Consider the following 20,636-nt stretch of genomic DNA (forward strand, 5'->3'; position numbering starts at 1 on the left):
CCGGCCGAAACGGGAGGATTCGCGGGGACTCGCGCTCGCGACATCGCTTGACGGCCCGCGTTCGTGTCGACCGTTGCCCGCGAGCTTCTCCCCCAAGAGCGTAGATTTATACCCCGGCGGTATTCAAGGAGATGTATGCGCGGGTTAGCCAAAACGAGCCGAGAGCCCGGAGCTATGGAACTCGTCGACGTCGAGACACCCGAACCGGCGTCCAACGAGGTCCTCATCGAAGTCGACTACGCCGGACTCTGCGGGAGCGACGCGGGAATCTACAAGTTCAAGTCCGCCTTCGAGCGGATGGAGATGCCGACCATCATCGGCCACGAGTACACCGGCCGCGTGGTCGAACGCGGCGACGAAGCCAGCCGGTTTTCCGTCGGCGAGCGCGTGGTCGAGCGACCGATTCGCGGCTGCGGCGAGTGTTTCCAATGCCAAATCGGTGAGGAGAGCATCTGTCAGGACGCGGTCCTGACCGGCATCGACCTCGATGGGGCGTACGCCGGCTACATCGCCGTCCCCGAGTCGGCGCTCCAGTCGGTCCCGTCGAACGTCGAGCCGAAGCACGCGGCGCTCGTCGAGCCGACCGCAATCTGTACGCGCGCGGTCATTCAGAACTCCCGGGTCAAAGCCGGCGACCGAGTGCTCGTCGCCGGTCCCGGTCCCATCGGATTGCTCTGCGCGCAGGTGGCCGCCTCGCAGGGCGCTGAAGTCGTCGTCGCGGGCGTCGGCCGGGACACGAACTACCGACTCCCGCTCGCGGAGGAACTCGGCTACCCCGCGGTCAACATCGAGGAAGACGACCTGAGCGCGACCCAGCGCGAGCTGACCGGCGGCGTCGGCTTCGACGTGGTGTTCGACACGACCGGCCACCCGTCGGGCCTGCCGATGGCGGTCGAGCAGGTCCGCAAGGGCGGCCAGATAGTTCTCGTCGGCCAGACCGGCGAGACCACGATGGAGTTCACGCCGCTCGTCCGCGCGGAGGTCGACCTCCAGTGTACCTACGGCGCGACGTTCGAGGACTTCGAGCGGGCGTTCCGACTCATCGGCTCGGGCGACGTGGACCACGCCACGTTCCTCGACGACCGCTACCGACTCACCGAGTCCGAAGACGCCTTCGAGGCGTTCCTCGCCGGCGAGACCTGCAAGCCGGTGTTCGACGTTTCGGTCCTTCGGGAGTAAGGCGACCGATTCCGTCTCGCTCGCAGTCACCCTCAGCCGTCGTTTCATAGCCGCGGTTCAGTTCTCAGCCACGGCTCGTTTCACACCACAGCTCGTTCACCACTCGCCTGTCTCTGTCCAGAGCGACCGCTTCGCAGTCGGTCGTCAGAAAAGCATGCCGCGAAGTGGGCTATCGGGAATCGTGACACCGCCGGTGCCGCTCGGTTCGACGGGGCGGGGTCACTCCGGCCGGGGGTCCCACTCGCGCTCGACGAGGAAGTCGTCGAGCTTGCCCTTGGGGTCCTCGAAGACGTGCGAACCGTGGAAGACGAGCAGCGTCTCGAAGTCGTACTGGAGCAGGTCGTAGAGGTTGATTTCGGCGGCCTTGTGGTCGTCGTTGAACAGCGCCGGCGGCGGGAGCAGGTAGCCGGCCGGGAGGCCCGCGCGGTCGGCCCCGTCGAGGGCGTCTCCGGAGATGAGGATGTCGCGGTCTTCGAGCAGGAGCGCCGAGGTCGCCTTCGTGTGGCCCGGCACCTCGATGACGCGGATGTTCCCGTCGAGCAGGTCGCCGTCGGTGAACGTCACGTCAGGCTCGTAGTCGATGGCCTCGTGGAGCTTCGACTCGTTGGCCGACGCGACGAGTTCGGGGTCGAACGCCTCCATCACCGACGGGAGGCCGCCGTGGTGGCCGTGGTCGCCGTGGGTGATGATGACGCGGTCGACGCCGCCGTACTCGCGCTCCAGAATCTCGACGAGCTCCTCGCCGTCCTCGTCGAAGCCGGTGTCCACGAGCGTCGTCTTCCCCGTCGGCGTGTCCTTCAGGACGAGGACCCGGACGTGTTCGAACTGAATCTGGTCGATACCCTCGGTGACGTTGCTAACACTCATTCCGGTGGAACGGTAGTTCGCAGCGCTGGTTAATTCTATCGATGGGCGCGAAACCCGGCGTTGTCGCCCGCGGACATGTCGGCTTCGCTACCGTACCGTCCGCCCGCCGGGCCACGCTTCAGTGTGCGGTTGTCCAGTCTCGCTGGCGGTCTCCGACGGTGACTGGACAATGGTCTCGACCGTACTTAGCTCTCGTGTCGAAATCGTGACTTTCAGCCCCGAACGGACGGGTAAAGACCAATATGTTTATTACATACGATTGCTTGGTATCATACCACGAGGCAGAACAAATAATGGTGATTCAGAAAGTCGGGGCCGTCCTTGATAGAATCGGCTTGGAGAGCGTTCGTTCAAGTCCGCTGTCAGTCTTCTTCATCCTGTTTTCGGTCGTCGTCATCTTCTTTGCGAGCCAGTTCCCGTCGGGTGACGGCGTCGGGCCGTCGTTCTTCCCGATTGCGGTGTCGGTCGGCATCATCTTCTTCGCCGGCATCGACGTGCTGACGGGGTCCCAGACGGAGCTCGAAATCTCGGAGTTCGACTTCAAGCCCGCGGCCGTCGTCGCGGGGTTCCTCGTCGCGTACGTCCTCGTGATGCCACTCCTCGGGTTCCTCGTGTCGACCATGGTGTTCATGCCGGTCGTCCTCTACTACTCGAGCATCCACTCGAAGCTGCTGCTCGCAGTGCTGTCGATTGGGTTCCCCATCGCGCTGTTCTACATCTTTGGCCGCATCTTCCTCGTTCGCCTCCCTGAGGGTATCATCCCGGTGTCTCGACTGCTGCCGCAGCTCCCACTGGTGGTGACCTTCTGATGGTCGTCGAATACATCGGGCAGGCGCTCGTCAACCTCGCTGACCCGTTTATCCTCCTGTTGATGGTCGGCGGTATCTTCCTCGGCATCCTCATGGGGTCGATTCCGGGGATGACCGCGACGATGACCATCGCGGTCCTGCTCTCGTTTACCTTCACGATGGAGCCGAGTCAGGGGATGATTCTCCTGTTGGGTATCTACGGCGGCGCGGTGTACGCGGGGTCGATTCCGGCGATTCTCATCCGCACGCCGGGTACCCCGTCGGCGGCGGCGACCATCTTCGACGGCCACCCGCTCTCCCAGAAGGGCGAGGCGGGTCGCGCGATTCGCGTGAGCACCATCGCGTCGTTCGTCGGCGGCGTCATCAGCGTCTTCGCGCTGATGTTCTTCTCGCCGGTCATCGCCGACGCCGCCCTCCGGTTCCGCTCGCCGGAGTTCTTCGCGCTCGCCTTCTTCGGACTGACCATCATCGCCAGCGTGAGCGGCGACTCGCTCACCAAGGGCATGGTCTCGGGTCTGCTCGGGATGCTCGTTGCGACGGTCGGCATCGACCCCGTGACCGGCTTCCACCGGTTTACGTTCGACATCCCCGAACTGCTCACCGGCGTCGAGTTCATCGCCGTCATGATTGGCCTCTTCGGCATCGCCGAGGGACTTCGCAAGTACTCTCAGGGCATCAACAGCGGGAACGACCGCGTCGACCAGGAGATAACCGGCGTGTTCCCCTCGCTTTCCGACCTGCGGTCCATCGCGCCGGTCAGCGTCGGGTCGGGCATCCTCGGGTCGTTCATCGGCGCGATTCCCGGCGCGGGCGGCGACATCGCGGCGTTCATCACGTACAACGAGGCCACCCGCTGGCTCAAAGACAGCGTCCCGTCGTTCGGTGAAGGGAACGTTCGCGGCGTCGCGGCCGCCGAGTCCGGGAACAACGCGAGCACCGGCGGCGCACTGATTCCGACGCTGACGCTCGGCATCCCGGGCGACTCCGTCTCCGCCATCCTCATCGGCGCGCTGTTGGTCCACGACGTGAACCCCGGTCCGGGCCTGTACCAAGAGGAGCCGGTCTTGCTGTACACCATCTTCGTCGGGTTCCTCCTCATCTACGTGTTCATCCTCATCTTCGGCATGCTCGGCGCGAACTACTGGGCGCGCCTCATCAACATCCCGAAGTCCCACATCTGGCCCGTCATCCTCGTGCTGTGTGTCATCGGAGCCATCGCGCTCCGCGGCAACGTCTTCGACGCGTGGATTATGCTCGGCGCGGGCGTGTTGGGGTACGCGATGCGGCTCCGGGGCTACCCGCTGGCACCGATGGTGCTCGGGCTCATCCTCGCGCCCATCGCGGAGGAGAACCTCCGCCGGTCGCTCGTCCTCTCGGGCGGGTCGCCGACCATCTTCCTCACGAGTCCCATCGCCCTCGTCATCATCCTGCTCGGTCTGGGTGCGATTGCGCTCCCCGCCGTGCGCTCGATTCGCGCGAACGCGTAACGCCGCCACCCTCGACGCTTTTCTCACGCCGCGTTCGTTCCCCGTCTGATTTCTCCCGCGGGTTGCACCCGAACGGCGCACCGCTCGGCGCTCGCGACGCGTGCGGTGCTTCGACAGCAGGCAAGGCGCGCGCCCGAGGCTAACACCGAGACGGCTCACGACGGCTGCCGGAGTGTTGTCGGCTCCCGGTTCCATTCTGTTCACTCCGGTCTCTCACACCCCCACGCGACGGCGTCGATGTCGCGGGCGACCCGCTTGAACTGACCGGCTCCGTTTCGAGGATGTTGAAAGACAGGGGTAATTTTCGTTCTACTCGGAGTGGACTTACAGACATAGCTCCGTAACGAGGTTCGGTCGATTTCGGTTTAGTTACGATACTGTTGAAATACATCCGGCTCGACGGTCGAACTCACGTGTCGCGTTGGCTGTCGAAACCGCGAACCGAAACCGCGAATCGCGCCGACGCGGCGCTCGGTGGTCGCTCCGAATGGGATTCGGCGAAACGATATTATATCCCACCGTGGTACACGCTGGTATGGTCGTTGTTGCAGCAGTCGACCGGTCAGGTCGATCAGCACACGTTGTCTCGGAAGCCGCATCGCTGGCGGCGGCGTTCGACGAAGCGGTCCACGTCGTCCACGCGCTGACCCGCTCGGAGTTCATCGACCTCGGGCTGACGAGCGCGCAGGCCGAGGAGCCGAAGGATATGGACGAGATTCGGTCGGCCGCCGCCGAGATGGCCGAAGACTCCGTGTCGGGACTGGACGTTCCGTACGAGACGGTGGGACTCGTCGGCAACCCGGCCGACGAAGTCATCGAGTACGCCGACGGACAGGACGCGAGCTACATCGTGGTGAGTCCGCGACGCCGCTCGCGAACCGGAAAGATGCTGTTCGGAAGCGTCGCTCAGTCGATTCTCCTGAACGCGTCGTGCCCGGTCGTTTCGACCCTCGCAGACGAGGAGTAGCGCCCGTCGGGGCGCGAGTCTGCCCGGAGCGCCGCCGCGCAGGCTCGTCGGCTCGGCTTCGGACCGCCGCGTTACACGCGCGTGAGAACGCGCGTCTCCCTTTTTATCGCGACTCGCCGTAGTCTCGACCGCGCATGACAGTGACAGCAGTCGCAGACGGAGTGTACACGATACAGTTCGACCACGTCCGAGTGTTCGTCATCGAAGACCGACCGGCCGGAACGACCACGCTCGTCGACGCGGCATTCCCCGACGACGGCGACGAATTAGTGTCCGTGCTGGAGTCGGAGTTCGGCGGCGTCGACCGACTCGTCATCACCCACGGCGACGAGGGTCACTTCGGCGGGACGCCCGCCGTGTTGGATGCGTTCGACCCCGAACTGCTCGTCCCCGGCGGCGCGAAGGGCTTCTACGACGCGCTCGACATCGAGGCCGACCGCCACTTCCGCCACGACGACGTGCTCGACGGCGGGATTCGAATCGTGCAGGTGCCGGGCCACACGGTCGCAAACAGCGGCCTGCTGTTGGAGGACGACGGCGTGTTCATCGCCGGCGACGTGGTCGAGGGGTCGGACCGCCGCGGTCTCCCGCCGGGATTCCTCGTCCCGCCGGCGGCGCAGTTCAACGACCTGAGCCACGAGGAAGCCGAGCGGAACCTCGTCAAACTGTTCGACTACGACATCGAGACGGTGCTCGTGAGCCACGGCACGCACGTCGACGACGACCCGCTCGGGAAGTTGGACGACTGGCTCATCGACCGCCAGTGGACGCTGTCGTACTGAGTCGCTTCGAGTCGGCCGGAGGCGCACCCGACCGACACGGCCGCGGAGTCGCTCCACACCCGAGTCAGAACAACGATTACCAAATTCCTTTGATATAGTGAAAATTGATAAATTTGAGTCGGGGGAATCGACTCTGTCGGAGGGGTAAAAAGAGAAAAAACGACACATAGCCCACAAAACGCCGATATTCGGCTGACTGAATTTCGATACGCCATCAATGCGGAAGAAACTAGCATCCTCCTATTGAACCCGCGATAATGGGCTATTACTGGCTTCTTATGGATGTTTCACGGCCGGTCTGTGTCTGTTCGGTTCTTTCCTTTTGAATAGTCTATTTGCATATACTTTTTGGGATTAGTCAGACCATTGATTGTCAACGTATGGCCTCGGTAGACCGGTCTCCATCGGGGTGCGCGACGACCCGAGCCGATGGGGTTCAGTTCGGGCGCGCGGCAACCGTCAGGTCCGTCCGCGACCGCGGCGTGGCGATGCGAACGTCCACGAGGACGGCGACGACGGTCGTCTCGCCCGCGCGCTCTTGGACCACGACGCCGTCGTCGGCGACGCAGGGCCCGAACTCCCGAGACGGACCGTCGGGGCAGTTCCTGAGCGCCCACCCGGAGGCCGCCGAGTCGTTCGTCGTCAACGCTACGCCGCCGGGGCGCGCGCGTTCGACGTTCGTCAGCGCGGGGTTGAGCCGCGACCGAAAGTCCGCGACTGCGGCGTCTCGCTCCGCCCAGTCGTATCGTCCCGCGACGCCCGCGGTCGCCAGTTCGACGGCGTCTTCGGTCGTCTCGGCTGCGCTGGCGTTGGTGACGAACGTCCTATGGGTCGAGAGCATCAAGTGTTGGGCGAAGCCGTCGAATACGTGGACGTTGAAGCAACCTCTCTTTCGACTGGATTACACCCCTTGCACATGCCCGCAACAACATCCCCTCCAGCCAAGATGTCGACCCAACAAACCCAGCCATCGTAATACCCTACACAAAGTCGGCAATTGCCGGCCACTAGTGCGAGTGGAGCAACGCGTGAGAGACGTGTGCTGGCGAGCGAACACGGGGAGAACGGGGTTGTCGTGAGGTGATAGACAAGGAGATGTCGCGACGAGTCAGTCGGGTGAACGCGACGCAACAGGTCCGAATAACTACTCCCGAAAACAGGCGATACACCCCCCGTACGATGGATTGTATCCGGGATCAAGGAAACTCACCAATCGTGAACAGTGGCACCCAGACGAGTGTGAGCACCAGCGAACGGCACTAGTATCCAATCCAAACACGTCCCGAGAGTGGTCGAAGATGAGGTATCCGAGCAAAACGGGTTGTTGGTGTGGGTGAATTGAATGACTCGATGCCGGTTCGCTACACCCCCACGCTGGTTACAACCGAGTACACCCTTACGGGAGCAGGCCGTCCATGTACATCCCTGGAAACTGTGGGTGTAGCGCGTGCGTCCCGGTTTCTCCTCGCTATCACGGGTGTAGAATCGCACCTGAGTATTCCCCTCGTGAATGTGCGACTCGCCAGGCGGTGGAAGCACGGGTGCGTGCGGTGGCAGCAGACGAGAATCGTGGTGGGTGGTCGGTGTTTTGCTGGTTGCGGTTGTGATGGGTGGAGAAGCGGGTCGCGAGGCTGTTCGCTGTGTTCGTGTGTGACTTCGAACGCCCCCGCGGCGACGACTCGAAGACCTCCGTGCGCGCCTCGGCCTTCGGCCTGCGGTGCTACAGTCGGCCGTCTTCGTCCTCGCCGCGACCCCGTTCACTCCCACCCGGTAACTGGTCGGTAGCCGTCACGTCTGTGGTCAGCTCGTGGGGGCGCACCGAGGTGTTTTATCGCGCGCCTGCACCCCTGCAGGCGCGTGTTCTGGCCTGTGTTGATTCACGATGTGTGTCCACTGCGAGACGGAGACGACTGTCGATAGCGCGACCGAACAACAGATGACACTCGAACTGTTTGCGTGGCTTCGCCTCTACGCGGACGAAGGTGTCGCCCCCGCGCAACTCGTCCAGTTGTTGTTGCAGACGGCCGTCGTCGTCGACGAACTCGATGGCGTGCCGCGGACCCCACCGGGCCGGAATACGACGGCGTACACGCAACTGCTGGCGCGGACAGAACAGGTGCACGAACGGTTGGATATCAGTGACGTGAACAAGTAGGGCCGAAATCCCCTCACATCACTTCGAACTTGTTCCGCGGTCGACGACGACTCGCCGAGTCTGTTTGGCGTCGATCCCAAACAGGAGTCCAGCAAGGAAGAGCAGTTCATTCCCCTGGTAGTACTGTGTCGCGATATAATTGATGAGGCCGATATCTGGCGCGGCCACGCCGAAGACGACTAACAGAAGTGCAACGATGGCTGCGAGTCCGGCCACTGTTCGAACCACCACCCCCGAGACGAAGCCGACGAGGAACACGACGACTGCAGTAAGTAGACTCATCGTGTCTCTCAGACGTGATGCAGAAGTAAAGTCGTCGTGGCCCAACATCTTCACCGCGAGTTGAGGAACTCACTCAGACAGCTTTTGTCTCGAAACTCCGGAATCGAGAGGAAGAACTTGTGTTCCGACCAGAGTTCGTCGAAAGCGATTCGGTCAGTTCCCTGTGTTTCGGCGACCCGTTTGAACGCCGCTTGCATGTCGTCGACGGCGATTCGTGTTGATGGGTTGCTCCCCGAATTAGGGTTGAAAACTGCGGCGACCGTCGTTCGGTCTGTGCGACTCCCATTGCTCTCGTGGATACACTTCGGGTCGATGAGTGCTCTCGTGACGTGTGTATCAAGCGGGACGCGGAGATCCTCCACCCACGAGTCCCGGAATTCGAACGCGTGAACGACTTTTCGGAGATACTCGTTCGCAATCTTCTGACCAACATCATCAATTGCAGTCAGTAACTTGTATGCCTCATCGTGCGTTTCCGCTGCACGAAACGCGCCAGCATCGAACCGCTCTTGGGCGGCAGTCAATCGGGGAGTGCCAATGGAACCTGCTCGTTGCCGGACCGTAATCGCAAACACACGGTCGAGGTCGCCAGCAATCGTCTCGGGTTAATTTCGTAGATGGTCTCGTACTTCTGGCGAGTGAAGTGGACGTGTCGGCCGACGCCGTCGTGTGCAGCGGTCGGAAGCGCTTCGAGGACGGCCCCCAATCGCTCCTCATCAATTTCGAGTCCCATACGAACACTTCACACCGAAGCTATGTGACGATATTGCTGGCTGTCACGTCGGGTCTCTCCAAGCAGTTCATCGACGACGTGACCGAGTAGTGGGCGTCTCCCAAGCGTCGCTCCCAAAGTGAACAGCGACGCGCGTCCGTACGCTTGGGGGCGACTGCTCGGGTTGTGCGCGCTCCGGCGGGCAGACCGTTCCTGCCGGGCCCGGGCGTTTCGCGCTGCCGTTGCGTCTGCGACGGACGGGTCACGGTCGCGGGGCCGGGTCGGGCCGGGTGCAGCCACCCGATACCGGTCAGCCCCGAGGGCGGGCCTGCGAGCGCTCGGCCCCCGTCCGGGCCGTGACCGAGACCGGGCTGGCTGCATCTTCACCAGCCGTTGGGTCGGCGCTCCCTCGATGCGGTCGCGCCGCCGGCCGGCTGGTTCAGACGTGGCCGCTTGCGCGGTCCGGGCGGGCTGCTCGCCGTTCGGGCGATTGCCCTCACCCCTCGTTCGTCCGGGCTGCGGTGGCTACTGGGGGTCGCCGTGCTCACCCCCAGTATGCCACGGTCCGGGGCTCACTCAGGGCTGGCTGTGCGGCCTGCCGGGCGTGCGCTCAAACTCGGCCGCGACGAGCTGTGGGTCCGCGGGCATCCAGCCCGCACCGGGCTGCCGCACGAGGCGTTTCCGTTGCGTCTGCGACGGACGGGACAGGCTCGTGCGGGTCCGGGCGCGGTGCTGGTCCGGCGGGTCCTCGCTCTCTGCGGCCTCGCTGTGGCCGTATGCGACGCCGTTCAGGACTGTCAACCCCCCGCTTGCCGTCTCGTCGTCCCGGTTCAGCCGTTGCGTCTCCGACGGACGGCCTGCACGGGGTCGACGACCCGCGAGTCGGTGGATTGACTGCCCTGACCGCGCGCTCACCTCGAGGTTCACCCCCGTACTCGTCTGTGGGGGACACCTGTTGGCGACGCGCCGCGCCGGACAAGCCGGCGAAGGCGCGGCGGCGTCGCCGTGAGACGATTGGTGTCGGTCAGTCTGTGAGAAAGCTGCGGCTGGAGAGTCGTGGTGTCGGAAGAAGACGCCGAGTGAGCGCCTTTCAGAGAACGACAATGAGTAGTAAGAAACAGTTCCGTAATGAAGTTTCGCACAGCAATCACCCCTCGACAGTCGACGACGACGTAGTCGATGAGACGCCAGCGCTCCATCCCACAGTTGAACTCGAGATTCAAGCCAAAGTTGACCTGAACAATCCAAAAGCGGTTGGTCGGGGACTGACCCTCGCGGAAGAAGAGCGGCTGGCTGCACGTGAGTGGGAAATCGAACAGACGCGTGAACGGTGGGACCGGAGACAGATGTCGAGTCGGGAAGCGCGGACGGCGACGGCGGTGGAGCAGTCAAGTATTGAAGCAACGCGTGCGTTCAAGAAACGCGCAGGGTGTGTGAATCGGTGGGCCGACCCGGAGGAGGTGGATCCGCGTGAGCAACTGACGGCTGAACAGTTGGGCGTTGTGAACAGGGAGGCGGCACGGATGCAGTCGAAACTGGATGGGTGGTCGCGGGCAGCGATCAGTCGGCGGCTGGCCGAAGTAGTCGCAGACGGGAACTCGATGATGAGCGCGGTCGTGGGTGTGTTCGAGGAGTTGCAACAGGCACCCGGGACGGTGATTCCGATTGCGGCGGTCAGTGAGGTCAGTCGTCGTGAAGTGTCGATTGAAGGTACGATTACGCAGTTGTGGGAGTCGTCGAGCGCGGCGATTCAACAAGTGGGACTCATCGAGGACGAAACTGGAACGACGAAATTCACCATTTGGGCCAAGTCGAGAAAACCGGCTGTGAGAGAAGGCGAGCGGGTGACGCTGCGGAACGTCGCAAAGAGCTGGTACGGTGGACGCGTGTCGGTGGCTGTGACGGGGTGGTCCGACATCAGCTTCCCAGCGCGCGAGGCGTGGTGGGCTGAGTAGGCGTCGCCGGCGGGTGTGTTCTTTTTTTACGTATCCACCAGCCCAGACCCCACCTCCCCATCCACCGCTCCGTGCTCGCACCTGCGGTGCTGCGCGCGCAGCCACGACCTCAAAAACAGGAATAGGTCTCTCCGCTCATTGGGAGGCAACCAGTACAGAACCGACTCATCAACTACCCTACAACTTAGTCAATTGCTGACAGTAGCAGCGGCCATGGCACGGGAAATGATGTGCAGTTCTTGCGGAAACGTCCAGTCATACGACAACATTGCAACGGCTCCGGATCGATGCCCGAATTGTAACCAGCCGTGGCAGCCTAACTACTAATTCGACTTTTCCAATCCAGAGTTGGTGACCTCGCTACTAGGGTAAGGTTCGCCTCAGAATGGCCATCAAGTGATTCAACTCTCAAACACCAGTTAACCAACTCAGATAGTAAAATCATGATTAGTAAAATCGTGATTAAGATACACCAGACGCGTCTCTCGGACAGCCGTTAACCACGGCCATTCGCGCTCCGAATTTTATCTGCCCCCTTCGGGTGCGGGGCGGCAACTCGCCCTGCTGATTCGAAATGTCACAGCCAGACACAGCCACGCAGACAGCGACGTTCAGCGACGCACCCACCCGTACCGACGAGATGCACGACGCGCTCGACGACTGGATTGCCGACCTTCTCGCCGAGACGACCACCGCACACGCAAGCGACGCGTTCCAGCGGTGGCTCGACGTCCAGAGCCAGTTTCACGATTACTCCGCGCGGAACGCTCTCCTGATCTCGCTGCAATGTCCGGATGCGACGCACGTCGCGGGCTACCGAACGTGGCAAACGGAGTTCGACAGACAGGTTTCGGAAGGTGAGTCGGCGATTTGGATCTGGGCTCCAATCACAGCCAAAGTCTGTCCGGCCTGTGGCAAACCAAAGTCCAGCCACAACGACGACTGTGAGAGTGACGGTGTCCCGTACACCGACTGGTCGAGTCAACTAAGGTCGTTCAAGCCGGTCCCCGTGTTCGACGTGTCACAGACGACGGGCGAGTCGCTTCCGTCGTTGGAGACTGCCACGTACGGTGACGCGAGCGGACTCGTTCCCATACTCTGTGCCGCGGCGGAGTCGCTCGGGGTGGACGTGTCACTCGTGTCTCCGAGTGAGTGGGTCCACGGTGCGGCGCGCGGTGTGTGTGAATTCTCGCAGGGACACCGACCAAGCGTCGCAGTCAGACAGCGACCGAACGAGGCGGATATGGCGACGACGCTCGTCCACGAGGTCGCTCATGGGCTGTTGCACGCAGACCGGACGATCCTCCCAGAGCGGTCGCTGCGCGAAGTCGAAGCGGAAGCAGTCGCGTATCTCGTCGGTCGGCAGTTCGGGTTGGATGTGTGTAATTCAGCGTTCTACCTCGCTGCGTGGGCGGGCGAGGACGCCGATTCGGTTCTCGAACGGCTCAATCGGATTCGGTCGGTGACGGTGTCGATACTCGGGGCGATTGATGATGCAGTTGGGGGGAACCAACGAGTACGGTAGTATGGAGACACGGGTAACTCCCGAAGAACCGCACAGGTTCCAGTTGCACTCTACTCGAAGCGTACGACGACAAGCGCGGTCGTGAACGCGTTGCGCTCCGCGAAGAAGCGCCGTCGACGTACGATGCGGGGTTCTACGAGACGGCGCTGATTCGGGCGGCGACGAGTGTATTGGCCCCGTGTGGTTGGACCCAGGCGCGAATCGAACGAGCGCTCGCGGAGACAACCGAGACGTCGCTTGGCCGGTGGGCGTGAGCGACCGCCGAGACGTTTTATCGCCCCCACACAGGGTGCGGGGGCTCATCACGAGCGTTCGCCGTTCTAATGACAACGCAACGACCACCCAGCAGACAGTCAGCAGCGTCAACGACTCACCGCGGCCACAACCTCGTCCGTGTGACCGAGTGGCTGCCAGGAAGCAAGCCAACTGACTACGATATCGAACTCTCCGATGGCGACGGCTATCGAACGCGGTTTTGGCGCTGTCGGAACTGCGGTCACGAGCGAAACCGGCGCGACGAGTTCCGCGAACCGTGTCGTTCGATACCCGGCCGCCCGCTCGTGAGCGACGGGGGCTACGCAGTCGAAGACTCACGGACGTGGAAAGCACTCACCGAAGCGATGACTATTCGGTTCGGGACCGTCGGCCCGCGCTACGACGTCGAGTCATCGAGCGGGAACACCTACGAGGTCGATATCGCAGCGGGGACGTGTAGCTGTCCGGACCACCAGAAACGCGGTGTCGAGTGCAAGCACCTGAGACGGGTGTTATTCGAACTCCGGACGCGTATCCTGCCTCAGCCGGACGGGCGCTTCGCGCGGTGTGCGGCGGAGTCGCGACGAGAGACGAGTGCGTTCGGGCCCTCGCGGTGAGTTTTATCACCCCCTGAGGGGTGCGGGGGAACTTCCCTCGTACTTCCAATGGCACCGAATCATACCGAACACGACAGCGGCATCGCCGAGCGAACACCGACCGGACACGAGATTCTCGTCGTCACCGAGTGGGACGACGACGGAGCACCGTCACTCGAAACACTCACGCAGTTCGACCAGGGTCGGCGGCGCATCTGGCGCTGTGTCCAGTGCGGAGACGAACGGAACGAGCCGTCCGGGTTTGAGCAGGGCTGTCCGAACCAGCCGGTGTAGGTCGCAGTCGACGCGACGACACCCGACGCGCTAGCAGCCAATTTTATTTACCCTGAGGGGTGCGGGGTGGCGAATCAGGCCACTTCACGACCGACACTCATGTCTCTGAGAGAAATCTACGACCGAACCTTCGACGAATCGTGCGGGAAATCCATCGACGCCAGCGAGTGTCCCGAATGTGACGGACGGCTGAGGACGGATGGCGGTGAAACAGCTTGCGAGGGGTGTGGACTCATCGTCGACCAGTACTATTTCGACCACACGCACGGACCGCGCGTGTTCGAAGAGGACCCACATTCAGTTCCACGGACGGGTGGGAAACTCACCCCGACGCGGCACGACAGAGGCGTTTCAGCGGAAATCGGCTACAACCGTGATGCGAACGGACGGACGGTGTCAGGAAAGAAGCGACGCCAACTCCACCGGCTTCGGCGCGAGCATCGGCGGGCACGCTTCGAGTCGAAAGCGGAGCGGAATCTCTCGACGGCGCTCGGTGAGATTAGCCGGATGGGGAGCGCACTCGACCTCTCGTGGAGTCTTATCGAAGAGGCGAGTCAGCTCTACCGACGTGCTCAGGACGCAGACCTCATCCGAGGGCGGTCTGTCGAGATGATTGCCGCGGGGAGCCTTTATGCGACGTGCCGTCGTCGTGGTCTGCCGCGCCCACGTGATGAAATCGCGAGTGTCGCGCGCTGTTCGTGTGACCAGGTCCAGACGGGCTACCGGGCGCTCAACAGCGAGTTAGGAATCGATGCGCAGGTCGTCACCGCTCGAACGTACGTTACTCGGCTCGGGTCGGACAGCGGACTCTCCTCGCAGGTGCAATCGCGGGCGTACGAACTCGCGACAACTGCCGACGAGGATGGGATTACGAACGGGCGGAATCCGGCTGGCGTCGCCGCGGCGTGTCTCTATCTCGCGGGAACGGAACACGATGTCGCCCCGACACAAACCGAACTCGCCGCACTCGCGGACGTGTCGGTCCCAACGCTCAGAGCACGCTATGTCGAACTCACCGAACTGGCGTGAGAAACGGCGGCGACAGTCGTCTGCTGTTGGCTCAGTTGTCTTCGTCGTCTTCGTCGTCTTCGTCGGCAGCGGCCGGCGGACGTCGCGAGAGTCGGTCGAAGCGTGACTGGGCCGCATTCGTCCGTGCGTCGGTCTCGTCGGGTTCGTACCGGCCACCGTCGTATTCGCCCTCGGCGACGGAAATCGTCAAGACCGCGTTTTGGCTTCTCGCTCGCCATGGTAACTCGTCGCGGTCGACGACGAGTTGGTCGAGATCCCGACCGTCGGCTTCGACGAGCAACACCGCGCGGTCGTCCTCGAACCGGTCGACTGTCGCCGTGTATGTCCCGTCTGGAATCATGCGTAGGCCTCTTTGAGTACGAGCGCGCCGGTATTATCCGTCACGGTGATGGTATCGCCACCGTTGTTCCAGATAGCCGACCCGAAGCCCCAGTAGTAGTCTGTTGACGTATCCGTGCCAGTTCCGGTGTGGAGGGTGACCGTTGCACTTGCGTCGAGTGTCGTCCCCGATGGGAAGGTGTAGGTCCGGCCTGCGGCATCGGACACTGACCAGCCGGAGACATCGAGAATGTCAGTCCCCGTGTTCTCGAAGACGATGTACTCGTCGTTCAGGTTGTCCGTGTCGACCCCCGCAGCATCGGCGTGGACGTCAGCGACTGCGAGCGACGAAGCGGGTGTCTCGGTCTCAGTCCCACCGTCGGTTGCGACTGGCGTGAGCGTCGCGACCGTTCCGTTGGTCGTGATGGTCGTCCGGGCGGTCACCTCACCAGTCGTCCCCGGTCCAATTGGCATTCCCTCGCGGAGGTGTGTTGGCTCGATCGGTGCATCCCGTTGGGTACGCACGGTGACGCGCTGGCCATCGCTTTCGAAGACAATCGTGCCGTGGGTTGCCGTCCAGTACGTTGGAACGGACTGCGCTGCCAGCCGGGACAGCGTCTCTTCGTTCGGATGGCCGTATTGGGAGTCATACGCGCTCGAGACGACGGCGACGTTCGGCTGGGCCGCTGCCAAGAACGGGGCCGTCGTACTTCCACCCGAGCCGTGGTGGCCCGTTTTGAGTACCGTCGAGTGCAACTTCGAGCCGTACGTGTCGACGAGATACTCTTCGGCTTCGTGTTCGGCATCGCCGGTAAACAGGAACCGACTCGTCCCGAACTGGGTCATGAGGACGATACTGTTCTCGTTGCGGTCTTCGTTTGCCAGGTAGCCCTCGGGCGGCGACAGGACTTGGGAGGTCACATCACCCATCTGAATCTCGTCGCCGGCCTGTGTCCGGTACAGCGGCACGTCGTGTTGTTCGACGGCGTCGAGATACGCCTCGTACGTCTGCGACGTGGAGGTGATTCCGGGGTCGTACACCGCACCGATACCGTCTGCCTGTGTTTCGAAGTAGTCGATAACAGCTGCGTTCCCACCGATATGGTCCGCATCGGAATGTGAGGTCACGAGATAGTCGATGCGGTCGATACCGTGCGATTGGAGGTACGAAAGCACGTGTTCACCGTCATCTCGGAAATCACCGGTGTCGATGAGCATCGTCTCTCCGTTGGGGGCGACGAGGAGCGTACTGACGGACTGGCCGACGTTGATGAAATGGACTTCGAGTGTCCCGTTGACCGACGCGACAGTTTGGGGAGTCTGTGTCGTCGCAATCGGCGTCGACGTGGGTGTTGCTGCCGGCGACGCGGTTGCCCCCGTCTCGACGGGGCCACCGGCACCAGAACAGCCGGCGATGAAGACGAGAAGGACGACCGCAACCGTCTGAACCTGGGGAGCCATATGACGACATCGCCGGCAGGCGGTTTATCTTTTAGTCGTCGGCAAGGGGGATCTCCGCTCGGTTGTGTGTATCCGGGCCGTAGTTGATGACCGCGCTCTCGTCAGGCATCGCTGCATCTTAATCCCGAACCACTCACTGTTGAGGTCGGCGAGTGCCTGTGGACTCCCAGTCAGTCAGAGTTGGGACCGTCATCGATTGGGTATGTTTGGGGAGTATTGTTCGTATATCTTGACAACTATCTGTAGACATGGCATAGCGTCTTCAATTATGCTATTGTTAGGATCTATTTCGATAAGCTACGCTGGTACGATCACGAGAGATCTTTTAGAGACGTGAAATTGATCGCTATCACTGGTGAATGACCGTACTGTAATTTTATAACAGCCGACAGGTGTGTCGGCTGTATTCGGTCGACGATTACGTATGAGACGAACGAAATCAAGAGTTGCGATAGATCGTGTTGGAATATACGCTCGTATTGGTGATATTCCTGAGATTCACCGACTGTCACGGTATCGGCCGACGTACCGAGACCGAGATGTTTGGACTGAATTTTGTGAGGAATACGAGTACGGACGTGGCTCTGGTCGACGGTACAACGAGGCCGTTGATCGAGCCGGATCACATTGGCTCGAACATATGGGTGATTTGCAGCGTCATCACGCTCTTGCGACACCAACACACGTTGAGCGTTGGTGTCGAAGCCTTCTAGATGATAAATCACCTGCAACTGCGTACAATTACTGGATTCGAATCAAGCGCTTCTACGATTGGTTGCTTTGGCATACCGACCACCCACATCGGTATTCTCCAGTAATGCTTGCTGTCATTGCCGGTGGTGCGACTGGTGATCTCTGGGGTGTGAAAATTGACAAATGGGAGGCTGTTCGCCAACGGAACAAGCGAGATGATTCTGCGTGACTGAACGTCAGTCAACTTCTCGTGAGACATTAGCGGATGAATTCGGTCAGTCCATAGACCCACTTGCCGCGCTTGAACCGACGTTCAACGAGACGACCGTCGACCCATTCCAGGTGTTCTCAGAGGAAGTACTAAACGCACGAAATCTCTCTTCAGCAACTCTGGGACACTTTGCGTATGTCTTCGACGAGTGGCGCTCACATATGTATGAGATGGGACGACATCCGGCTTGTCCTGCGCTTGAACATGTGGAGGCTTACATCGAGACACAGCGTGCACCAAAACAAGAGGGTGGCCGCGAAAACACATCACGAACGATTAAAGAAAAACTACGCAAGCTCAACCGGGCGTATCAGTACTGGCAGGCAGACCCCGTGTTCCCACATAAAGACGGCTACAACCCATTCGAGCTAGCCAAGAAACGGGTCCCGTTGCGTGTCAAGAAGACTAAGGAGCATCGAAAGGTCACGATTCCAGAGCTACGAGATATGATTGCCTCCGTAACCAGTCTCCGAGGGAGAACACTCATCATGCTTCAGTTGAAGCTTGGCCTACGCGCCGGTGAAGTTTCGAACCTCCGTCTCGAAGATTGTCGACTAACAGCGTCGCGTACAACTGAAGCATACTCCAACCTCGGCTCGCACGAAGCACTAGGCACACGGTCAAACCTCGTGTATATTCCGTCTCGGGATGAACGGAACGGGAACAAATCAGTTAGACCGCGACTGCTCCCATTAGATACAGAACTCTGTTCGCTTCTTGACCGCTATCTTTACGCACGGCCGAAGAACGGTGAGTCATGGCTGTTCCTTTCAAAAAAGAGTCACACCAAGATGACTGTAAAGGGTGTGAACAAGGTCTGGAAGACAAACTTCCATCCGGAGTACGCAGGAACAGATTCACACCGACCGATCACGAGTCACTTCGGTCGACATCGATTCACCACATACTGGCGTGTTGAACAAAATCTGAATCGGCAACTCGTGAAGTATCTCCGCGGCGACCGTACTGGTAGTTTCACGAACAGTAGTGGGATCGATGCGTATCTTCACGCCTATTACAAAGATATTGAAGCAACGTACCGGGAACAGATCTACAAACTAACTCCGGAAGTTTAGACAGGCCGAGTGCAGAAGTACTCTACTTAGTCTCTGCAGTCATCTTTTCGGCGATGTGTGAATAAGTCAGGTATACGCTATTCGGCCCGCACCGCCTGGATGCGAAGCACCACTTCGGTCCCGCCCTCCTCGCGGCGATGGAACACGACCGTCCCGCCGAGCTGGTCGACGCCCCACTTCACCAGCCAGAGGCCGAGGCCGCTCGCGTGTCGAAGTTGCGTCTCGCCGTGGGCGTCGATGGCGGCGAGTTCGCTCGCGTTGATGCCGGGGCCGTTGTCCTCGATTCGAATCACGAGTTCGTCGTCCTCCCAGCCCGCCGTCACGGAGACGACCGGCGTCGACGACCCGTTGTGTTGGACGCCGTTTTCGACGAGCTCGCGGACGATTGGTTCGAGCGTGGGCGCACAGACCACGTCGCGGTCGGGGAGTTCGACGAGTCGGACGTTCGCACAGGCGAAGTCGGTGCGGACGGCGTCCGCGGCGGCGCGTATCTGGACGGCCGCGGGGTGCAGTTGCACGTCGCCGTTCCCGTCGCTGCCGCGGGTCACACCGAGCTTTCGCGCTTTCTGGCTGATGTTGACGAGCGTTTTCGCGTGGTCTTGGAGCGTCTTCGCGTGGTCCCGCGCGTCGTCGAACTCGCCGCCGTCGATGTCGTCCAAGACGAGGTTGGCGTAGCCTTCGAGGAGGTTCGCTTCGGTCCGAAGATTGTGGCGGAGGACGCGGTTCATCACTTCGAGCTGTTGGAGGTTCAGCCGGCGGTCGGTCACGTCGCGGAAGACGAGCGCGTGGCCGATGTCGCGGCCGTGGTGGTCGCAGAAGGCGCTCGTCCGGAGTTCGAAGTACCGCTGGCTCGACCCGAGTCTGACCGTGACTTGGTCCGTGTCCCGCTGGTCGGGCGAGAACTCATCGATAACGTCGCCGACGGGGCGGCCTTTGAGCTCGTCCGCGGTGTCGTTCAGAACCCGCGCGGCCGCCCGGTTCACGTCGGTGACGCGCCACTTGGTGTCGGTGACGACCACCGCGTCGGCCATCGTCTCGACGACGCGCTCGCGGGCGACCCAGCGGGGGACCGGTCGGGATTCGAGGAGCTCGTAGCGGCTGATAGCGACGGTGCAGGCGAGCCCCGCAAACGTGAACGCCGCGGGCGTCATGTCGATTGCCGCGCCGTACAGTTCGAGGAGCGTCGTGGCGAAGTTCCCGAGCACGGGCATCAGCGTCCCGAGGACGAGCGTGATCGCCTGTAACCGGTAGATGTCCGGCATATCGAGCGCCGTTCGGAGGATGACGACCGCGCCAGCGAGCCACAGCAGATAGCTGTATCCCAGTACGACCCAGTACAGCGGCCCCCACTCCATCTGGAGGATGGTGATGGCCCGGCCGACCGCGGGAACGACGGTGACCGACGTCCACATCAGGTGGTGGAGGGAGTTGGTCCAGACGGCGACGAGGCCGATTACCGGGAGCACCGAGAGGACGCAAAGCGACGGCCGAGCGGTGAATCGGTCCCGGCCGGCGTAGGAGAACGCGAAGAAGAACCAGGCGATGGGTGCCACGAGCACGCCGACCCACTGGAGGTCAGCGAGCGTGAGCTTGAGTGTCACGTCCGCGACGATGAGTTCGAGGAGGTAGCCCGACGACCACCACCCGCTGGCGAGGGCGAGCACGCCCAGCCCGATAGCCCCGGGCATCGACCGCCGTTGCCACGCGAACAGGGCGACGTAGCCGCTTACGACGCCGGACGTGACCATCAGCCCGATGATGATGACCACGAGGGAAACCGGCTGGGTGAGTAGCTGGGGACCGACCGCTCCTCCGAACACCAACTGTTCGACGGCCCTCCACTCGATGTTCGGAGTCACTACCACGGTAATTATACACCATATGTCAAAAGAGTATTCAAGAACCGGGTCCGACTGTCCCGGC

At 61.7% G+C, this 20,636-nt stretch carries 20 protein-coding genes and 1 pseudogene; 13 read left to right on the forward strand and 8 right to left on the reverse strand.

The features are described from left to right. The first annotated feature begins 135 nt into the window (after positions 1-135). On the forward strand, positions 136-1,179 hold the full coding sequence (locus DEQ67_RS03140) for a zinc-dependent alcohol dehydrogenase (protein ID WP_115860380.1): 1,044 nt from the start codon (positions 136-138) through the stop codon (positions 1,177-1,179). A 219-nt stretch (positions 1,180-1,398) separates the two neighbouring features. Here the strand turns inward: DEQ67_RS03140 and DEQ67_RS03145 are convergent, their stop codons facing one another. Next, on the reverse strand, positions 1,399-2,046 hold the full coding sequence (locus tag DEQ67_RS03145) for an MBL fold metallo-hydrolase (protein ID WP_115860378.1): 648 nt from the start codon (positions 2,044-2,046) through the stop codon (positions 1,399-1,401). A 293-nt stretch (positions 2,047-2,339) separates the two neighbouring features. Between DEQ67_RS03145 and DEQ67_RS03150 the strand changes: the two genes are divergently transcribed. From DEQ67_RS03150 to DEQ67_RS03165, 4 genes are all read left to right on the forward strand, one after another. Then, positions 2,340-2,855 (forward strand): tripartite tricarboxylate transporter TctB family protein, encoded by a 516-nt coding sequence (locus DEQ67_RS03150; RefSeq protein ID WP_115802208.1) that lies wholly within the window; start codon positions 2,340-2,342, stop codon positions 2,853-2,855. Further along, on the forward strand, positions 2,855-4,342 hold the full coding sequence (locus DEQ67_RS03155) for a tripartite tricarboxylate transporter permease (protein ID WP_006600663.1): 1,488 nt from the start codon (positions 2,855-2,857) through the stop codon (positions 4,340-4,342). The genes DEQ67_RS03150 and DEQ67_RS03155 overlap by 1 nt, the downstream gene beginning before the upstream one ends. Positions 4,343-4,877: 535 nt before the next feature. Further along, positions 4,878-5,309, forward strand: coding sequence for a universal stress protein (locus DEQ67_RS03160; RefSeq protein WP_004044322.1), 432 nt, complete (start codon positions 4,878-4,880; stop codon positions 5,307-5,309). A gap of 134 nt (positions 5,310-5,443) precedes the next feature. After that, a complete protein-coding gene (locus DEQ67_RS03165; RefSeq protein WP_049896133.1) occupies positions 5,444-6,091 on the forward strand; it encodes an MBL fold metallo-hydrolase in 648 nt (215 codons plus the stop codon). 436 nt (positions 6,092-6,527) lie between these two features. On the opposite strand, the pseudogene DEQ67_RS03170 reads toward DEQ67_RS03165, so the two are convergent. Next, positions 6,528-6,899 (reverse strand): annotated as a pseudogene (locus DEQ67_RS03170) (DUF7261 family protein); the annotation flags it as partial. A gap of 1,128 nt (positions 6,900-8,027) precedes the next feature. On the opposite strand from DEQ67_RS03170, the gene DEQ67_RS03175 reads away from it, so the two are divergent. Continuing rightward, positions 8,028-8,246 (forward strand): hypothetical protein, encoded by a 219-nt coding sequence (locus DEQ67_RS03175; protein WP_115802713.1) that lies wholly within the window; start codon positions 8,028-8,030, stop codon positions 8,244-8,246. A gap of 18 nt (positions 8,247-8,264) precedes the next feature. Here DEQ67_RS03175 and DEQ67_RS03180 read toward each other — a convergent pair whose 3' ends face one another. Next, positions 8,265-8,528 carry a hypothetical protein gene (locus DEQ67_RS03180; RefSeq protein ID WP_049896150.1) on the reverse strand — a complete coding sequence of 88 codons (264 nt, stop codon included), beginning with the start codon at positions 8,526-8,528 and terminating at the stop codon, positions 8,265-8,267. 50 nt (positions 8,529-8,578) lie between these two features. Beyond that, positions 8,579-9,052: a hypothetical protein gene (locus DEQ67_RS03185; protein ID WP_223173878.1), complete on the reverse strand. Its 474-nt coding sequence runs from the start codon at positions 9,050-9,052 to the stop codon at positions 8,579-8,581. A 125-nt stretch (positions 9,053-9,177) separates the two neighbouring features. On the opposite strand from DEQ67_RS03185, the gene DEQ67_RS03190 reads away from it, so the two are divergent. Further along, positions 9,178-9,351, forward strand: coding sequence for a hypothetical protein (locus DEQ67_RS03190; protein WP_222422743.1), 174 nt, complete (start codon positions 9,178-9,180; stop codon positions 9,349-9,351). Between the two features lie 465 nt (positions 9,352-9,816). Here the strand turns inward: DEQ67_RS03190 and DEQ67_RS03195 are convergent, their stop codons facing one another. Further along, positions 9,817-10,041, reverse strand: a complete 225-nt coding sequence (locus DEQ67_RS03195) for a hypothetical protein (RefSeq protein WP_115802210.1) — start codon at positions 10,039-10,041, stop codon at positions 9,817-9,819. A 302-nt stretch (positions 10,042-10,343) separates the two neighbouring features. Between DEQ67_RS03195 and DEQ67_RS03200 the strand changes: the two genes are divergently transcribed. The 5 genes from DEQ67_RS03200 (at position 10,344) to DEQ67_RS03220 (ending at position 14,894) form a co-directional block, all read left to right on the forward strand. Further along, on the forward strand, positions 10,344-11,195 hold the full coding sequence (locus DEQ67_RS03200) for a DNA-binding protein (RefSeq protein WP_115891368.1): 852 nt from the start codon (positions 10,344-10,346) through the stop codon (positions 11,193-11,195). 640 nt (positions 11,196-11,835) lie between these two features. Next, a complete protein-coding gene (locus tag DEQ67_RS03205; RefSeq protein ID WP_115891408.1) occupies positions 11,836-12,720 on the forward strand; it encodes a DUF955 domain-containing protein in 885 nt (294 codons plus the stop codon). Positions 12,721-13,340: 620 nt separating this feature from the next. Then, positions 13,341-13,592, forward strand: a complete 252-nt coding sequence (locus DEQ67_RS03210; protein WP_223173879.1) for an SWIM zinc finger family protein — start codon at positions 13,341-13,343, stop codon at positions 13,590-13,592. A 48-nt stretch (positions 13,593-13,640) separates the two neighbouring features. Further along, positions 13,641-13,865: a hypothetical protein gene (locus tag DEQ67_RS03215; RefSeq protein WP_006600654.1), complete on the forward strand. Its 225-nt coding sequence runs from the start codon at positions 13,641-13,643 to the stop codon at positions 13,863-13,865. A 99-nt stretch (positions 13,866-13,964) separates the two neighbouring features. After that, positions 13,965-14,894 carry a transcription initiation factor IIB gene (locus DEQ67_RS03220; protein WP_049896132.1) on the forward strand — a complete coding sequence of 310 codons (930 nt, stop codon included), beginning with the start codon at positions 13,965-13,967 and terminating at the stop codon, positions 14,892-14,894. A gap of 31 nt (positions 14,895-14,925) precedes the next feature. Here the strand turns inward: DEQ67_RS03220 and DEQ67_RS03225 are convergent, their stop codons facing one another. Beyond that, complete coding sequence (locus tag DEQ67_RS03225; protein ID WP_115891367.1) at positions 14,926-15,234, reverse strand: DUF3006 domain-containing protein; 309 nt, start codon at positions 15,232-15,234, stop codon at positions 14,926-14,928. Then, positions 15,231-16,673, reverse strand: a complete 1,443-nt coding sequence (locus tag DEQ67_RS03230; RefSeq protein ID WP_006600651.1) for a lamin tail domain-containing protein — start codon at positions 16,671-16,673, stop codon at positions 15,231-15,233. The genes DEQ67_RS03225 and DEQ67_RS03230 overlap by 4 nt, the downstream gene beginning before the upstream one ends. Positions 16,674-17,591: 918 nt before the next feature. Between DEQ67_RS03230 and DEQ67_RS03235 the strand changes: the two genes are divergently transcribed. Further along, positions 17,592-18,713: a tyrosine-type recombinase/integrase gene (locus DEQ67_RS03235; RefSeq protein WP_115802213.1), complete on the forward strand. Its 1,122-nt coding sequence runs from the start codon at positions 17,592-17,594 to the stop codon at positions 18,711-18,713. A gap of 77 nt (positions 18,714-18,790) precedes the next feature. Here the strand turns inward: DEQ67_RS03235 and DEQ67_RS03240 are convergent, their stop codons facing one another. Then, positions 18,791-20,572: a histidine kinase N-terminal 7TM domain-containing protein gene (locus tag DEQ67_RS03240; protein ID WP_115891366.1), complete on the reverse strand. Its 1,782-nt coding sequence runs from the start codon at positions 20,570-20,572 to the stop codon at positions 18,791-18,793. Between the last annotated feature and the right edge of the window lie 64 nt (positions 20,573-20,636).

The sequence above is a fragment of the Haloferax sp. Atlit-48N genome (genome assembly GCF_003383015.2).
Taxonomy (GTDB): domain Archaea; phylum Halobacteriota; class Halobacteria; order Halobacteriales; family Haloferacaceae; genus Haloferax; species Haloferax volcanii.

Bases quoted from the DNA above. Each gene is read 5' to 3' on its own strand.
- DEQ67_RS03145 (WP_115860378.1), bottom strand. From the start codon at position 2,046: ATGAGTGTTAGCAACGTCACCGAGGGTATCGACCAGATTCAGTTCGAA.
- DEQ67_RS03230 (WP_006600651.1), bottom strand. From the start codon at position 16,673: ATGGCTCCCCAGGTTCAGACGGTTGCGGTCGTCCTTCTCGTCTTCATC.
- DEQ67_RS03225 (WP_115891367.1), bottom strand. From the start codon at position 15,234: ATGATTCCAGACGGGACATACACGGCGACAGTCGACCGGTTCGAGGAC.
- DEQ67_RS03180 (WP_049896150.1), bottom strand. From the start codon at position 8,528: ATGAGTCTACTTACTGCAGTCGTCGTGTTCCTCGTCGGCTTCGTCTCG.
- DEQ67_RS03215 (WP_006600654.1), top strand. From the start codon at position 13,641: ATGGCACCGAATCATACCGAACACGACAGCGGCATCGCCGAGCGAACA.
- DEQ67_RS03205 (WP_115891408.1), top strand. From the start codon at position 11,836: ATGCACGACGCGCTCGACGACTGGATTGCCGACCTTCTCGCCGAGACG.
- DEQ67_RS03200 (WP_115891368.1), top strand. From the start codon at position 10,344: ATGAGTAGTAAGAAACAGTTCCGTAATGAAGTTTCGCACAGCAATCAC.
- DEQ67_RS03140 (WP_115860380.1), top strand. From the start codon at position 136: ATGCGCGGGTTAGCCAAAACGAGCCGAGAGCCCGGAGCTATGGAACTC.
- DEQ67_RS03160 (WP_004044322.1), top strand. From the start codon at position 4,878: ATGGTCGTTGTTGCAGCAGTCGACCGGTCAGGTCGATCAGCACACGTT.
- DEQ67_RS03150 (WP_115802208.1), top strand. From the start codon at position 2,340: ATGGTGATTCAGAAAGTCGGGGCCGTCCTTGATAGAATCGGCTTGGAG.
- DEQ67_RS03220 (WP_049896132.1), top strand. From the start codon at position 13,965: ATGTCTCTGAGAGAAATCTACGACCGAACCTTCGACGAATCGTGCGGG.
- DEQ67_RS03210 (WP_223173879.1), top strand. From the start codon at position 13,341: ATGACTATTCGGTTCGGGACCGTCGGCCCGCGCTACGACGTCGAGTCA.
- DEQ67_RS03175 (WP_115802713.1), top strand. From the start codon at position 8,028: ATGACACTCGAACTGTTTGCGTGGCTTCGCCTCTACGCGGACGAAGGT.
- DEQ67_RS03165 (WP_049896133.1), top strand. From the start codon at position 5,444: ATGACAGTGACAGCAGTCGCAGACGGAGTGTACACGATACAGTTCGAC.
- DEQ67_RS03155 (WP_006600663.1), top strand. From the start codon at position 2,855: ATGGTCGTCGAATACATCGGGCAGGCGCTCGTCAACCTCGCTGACCCG.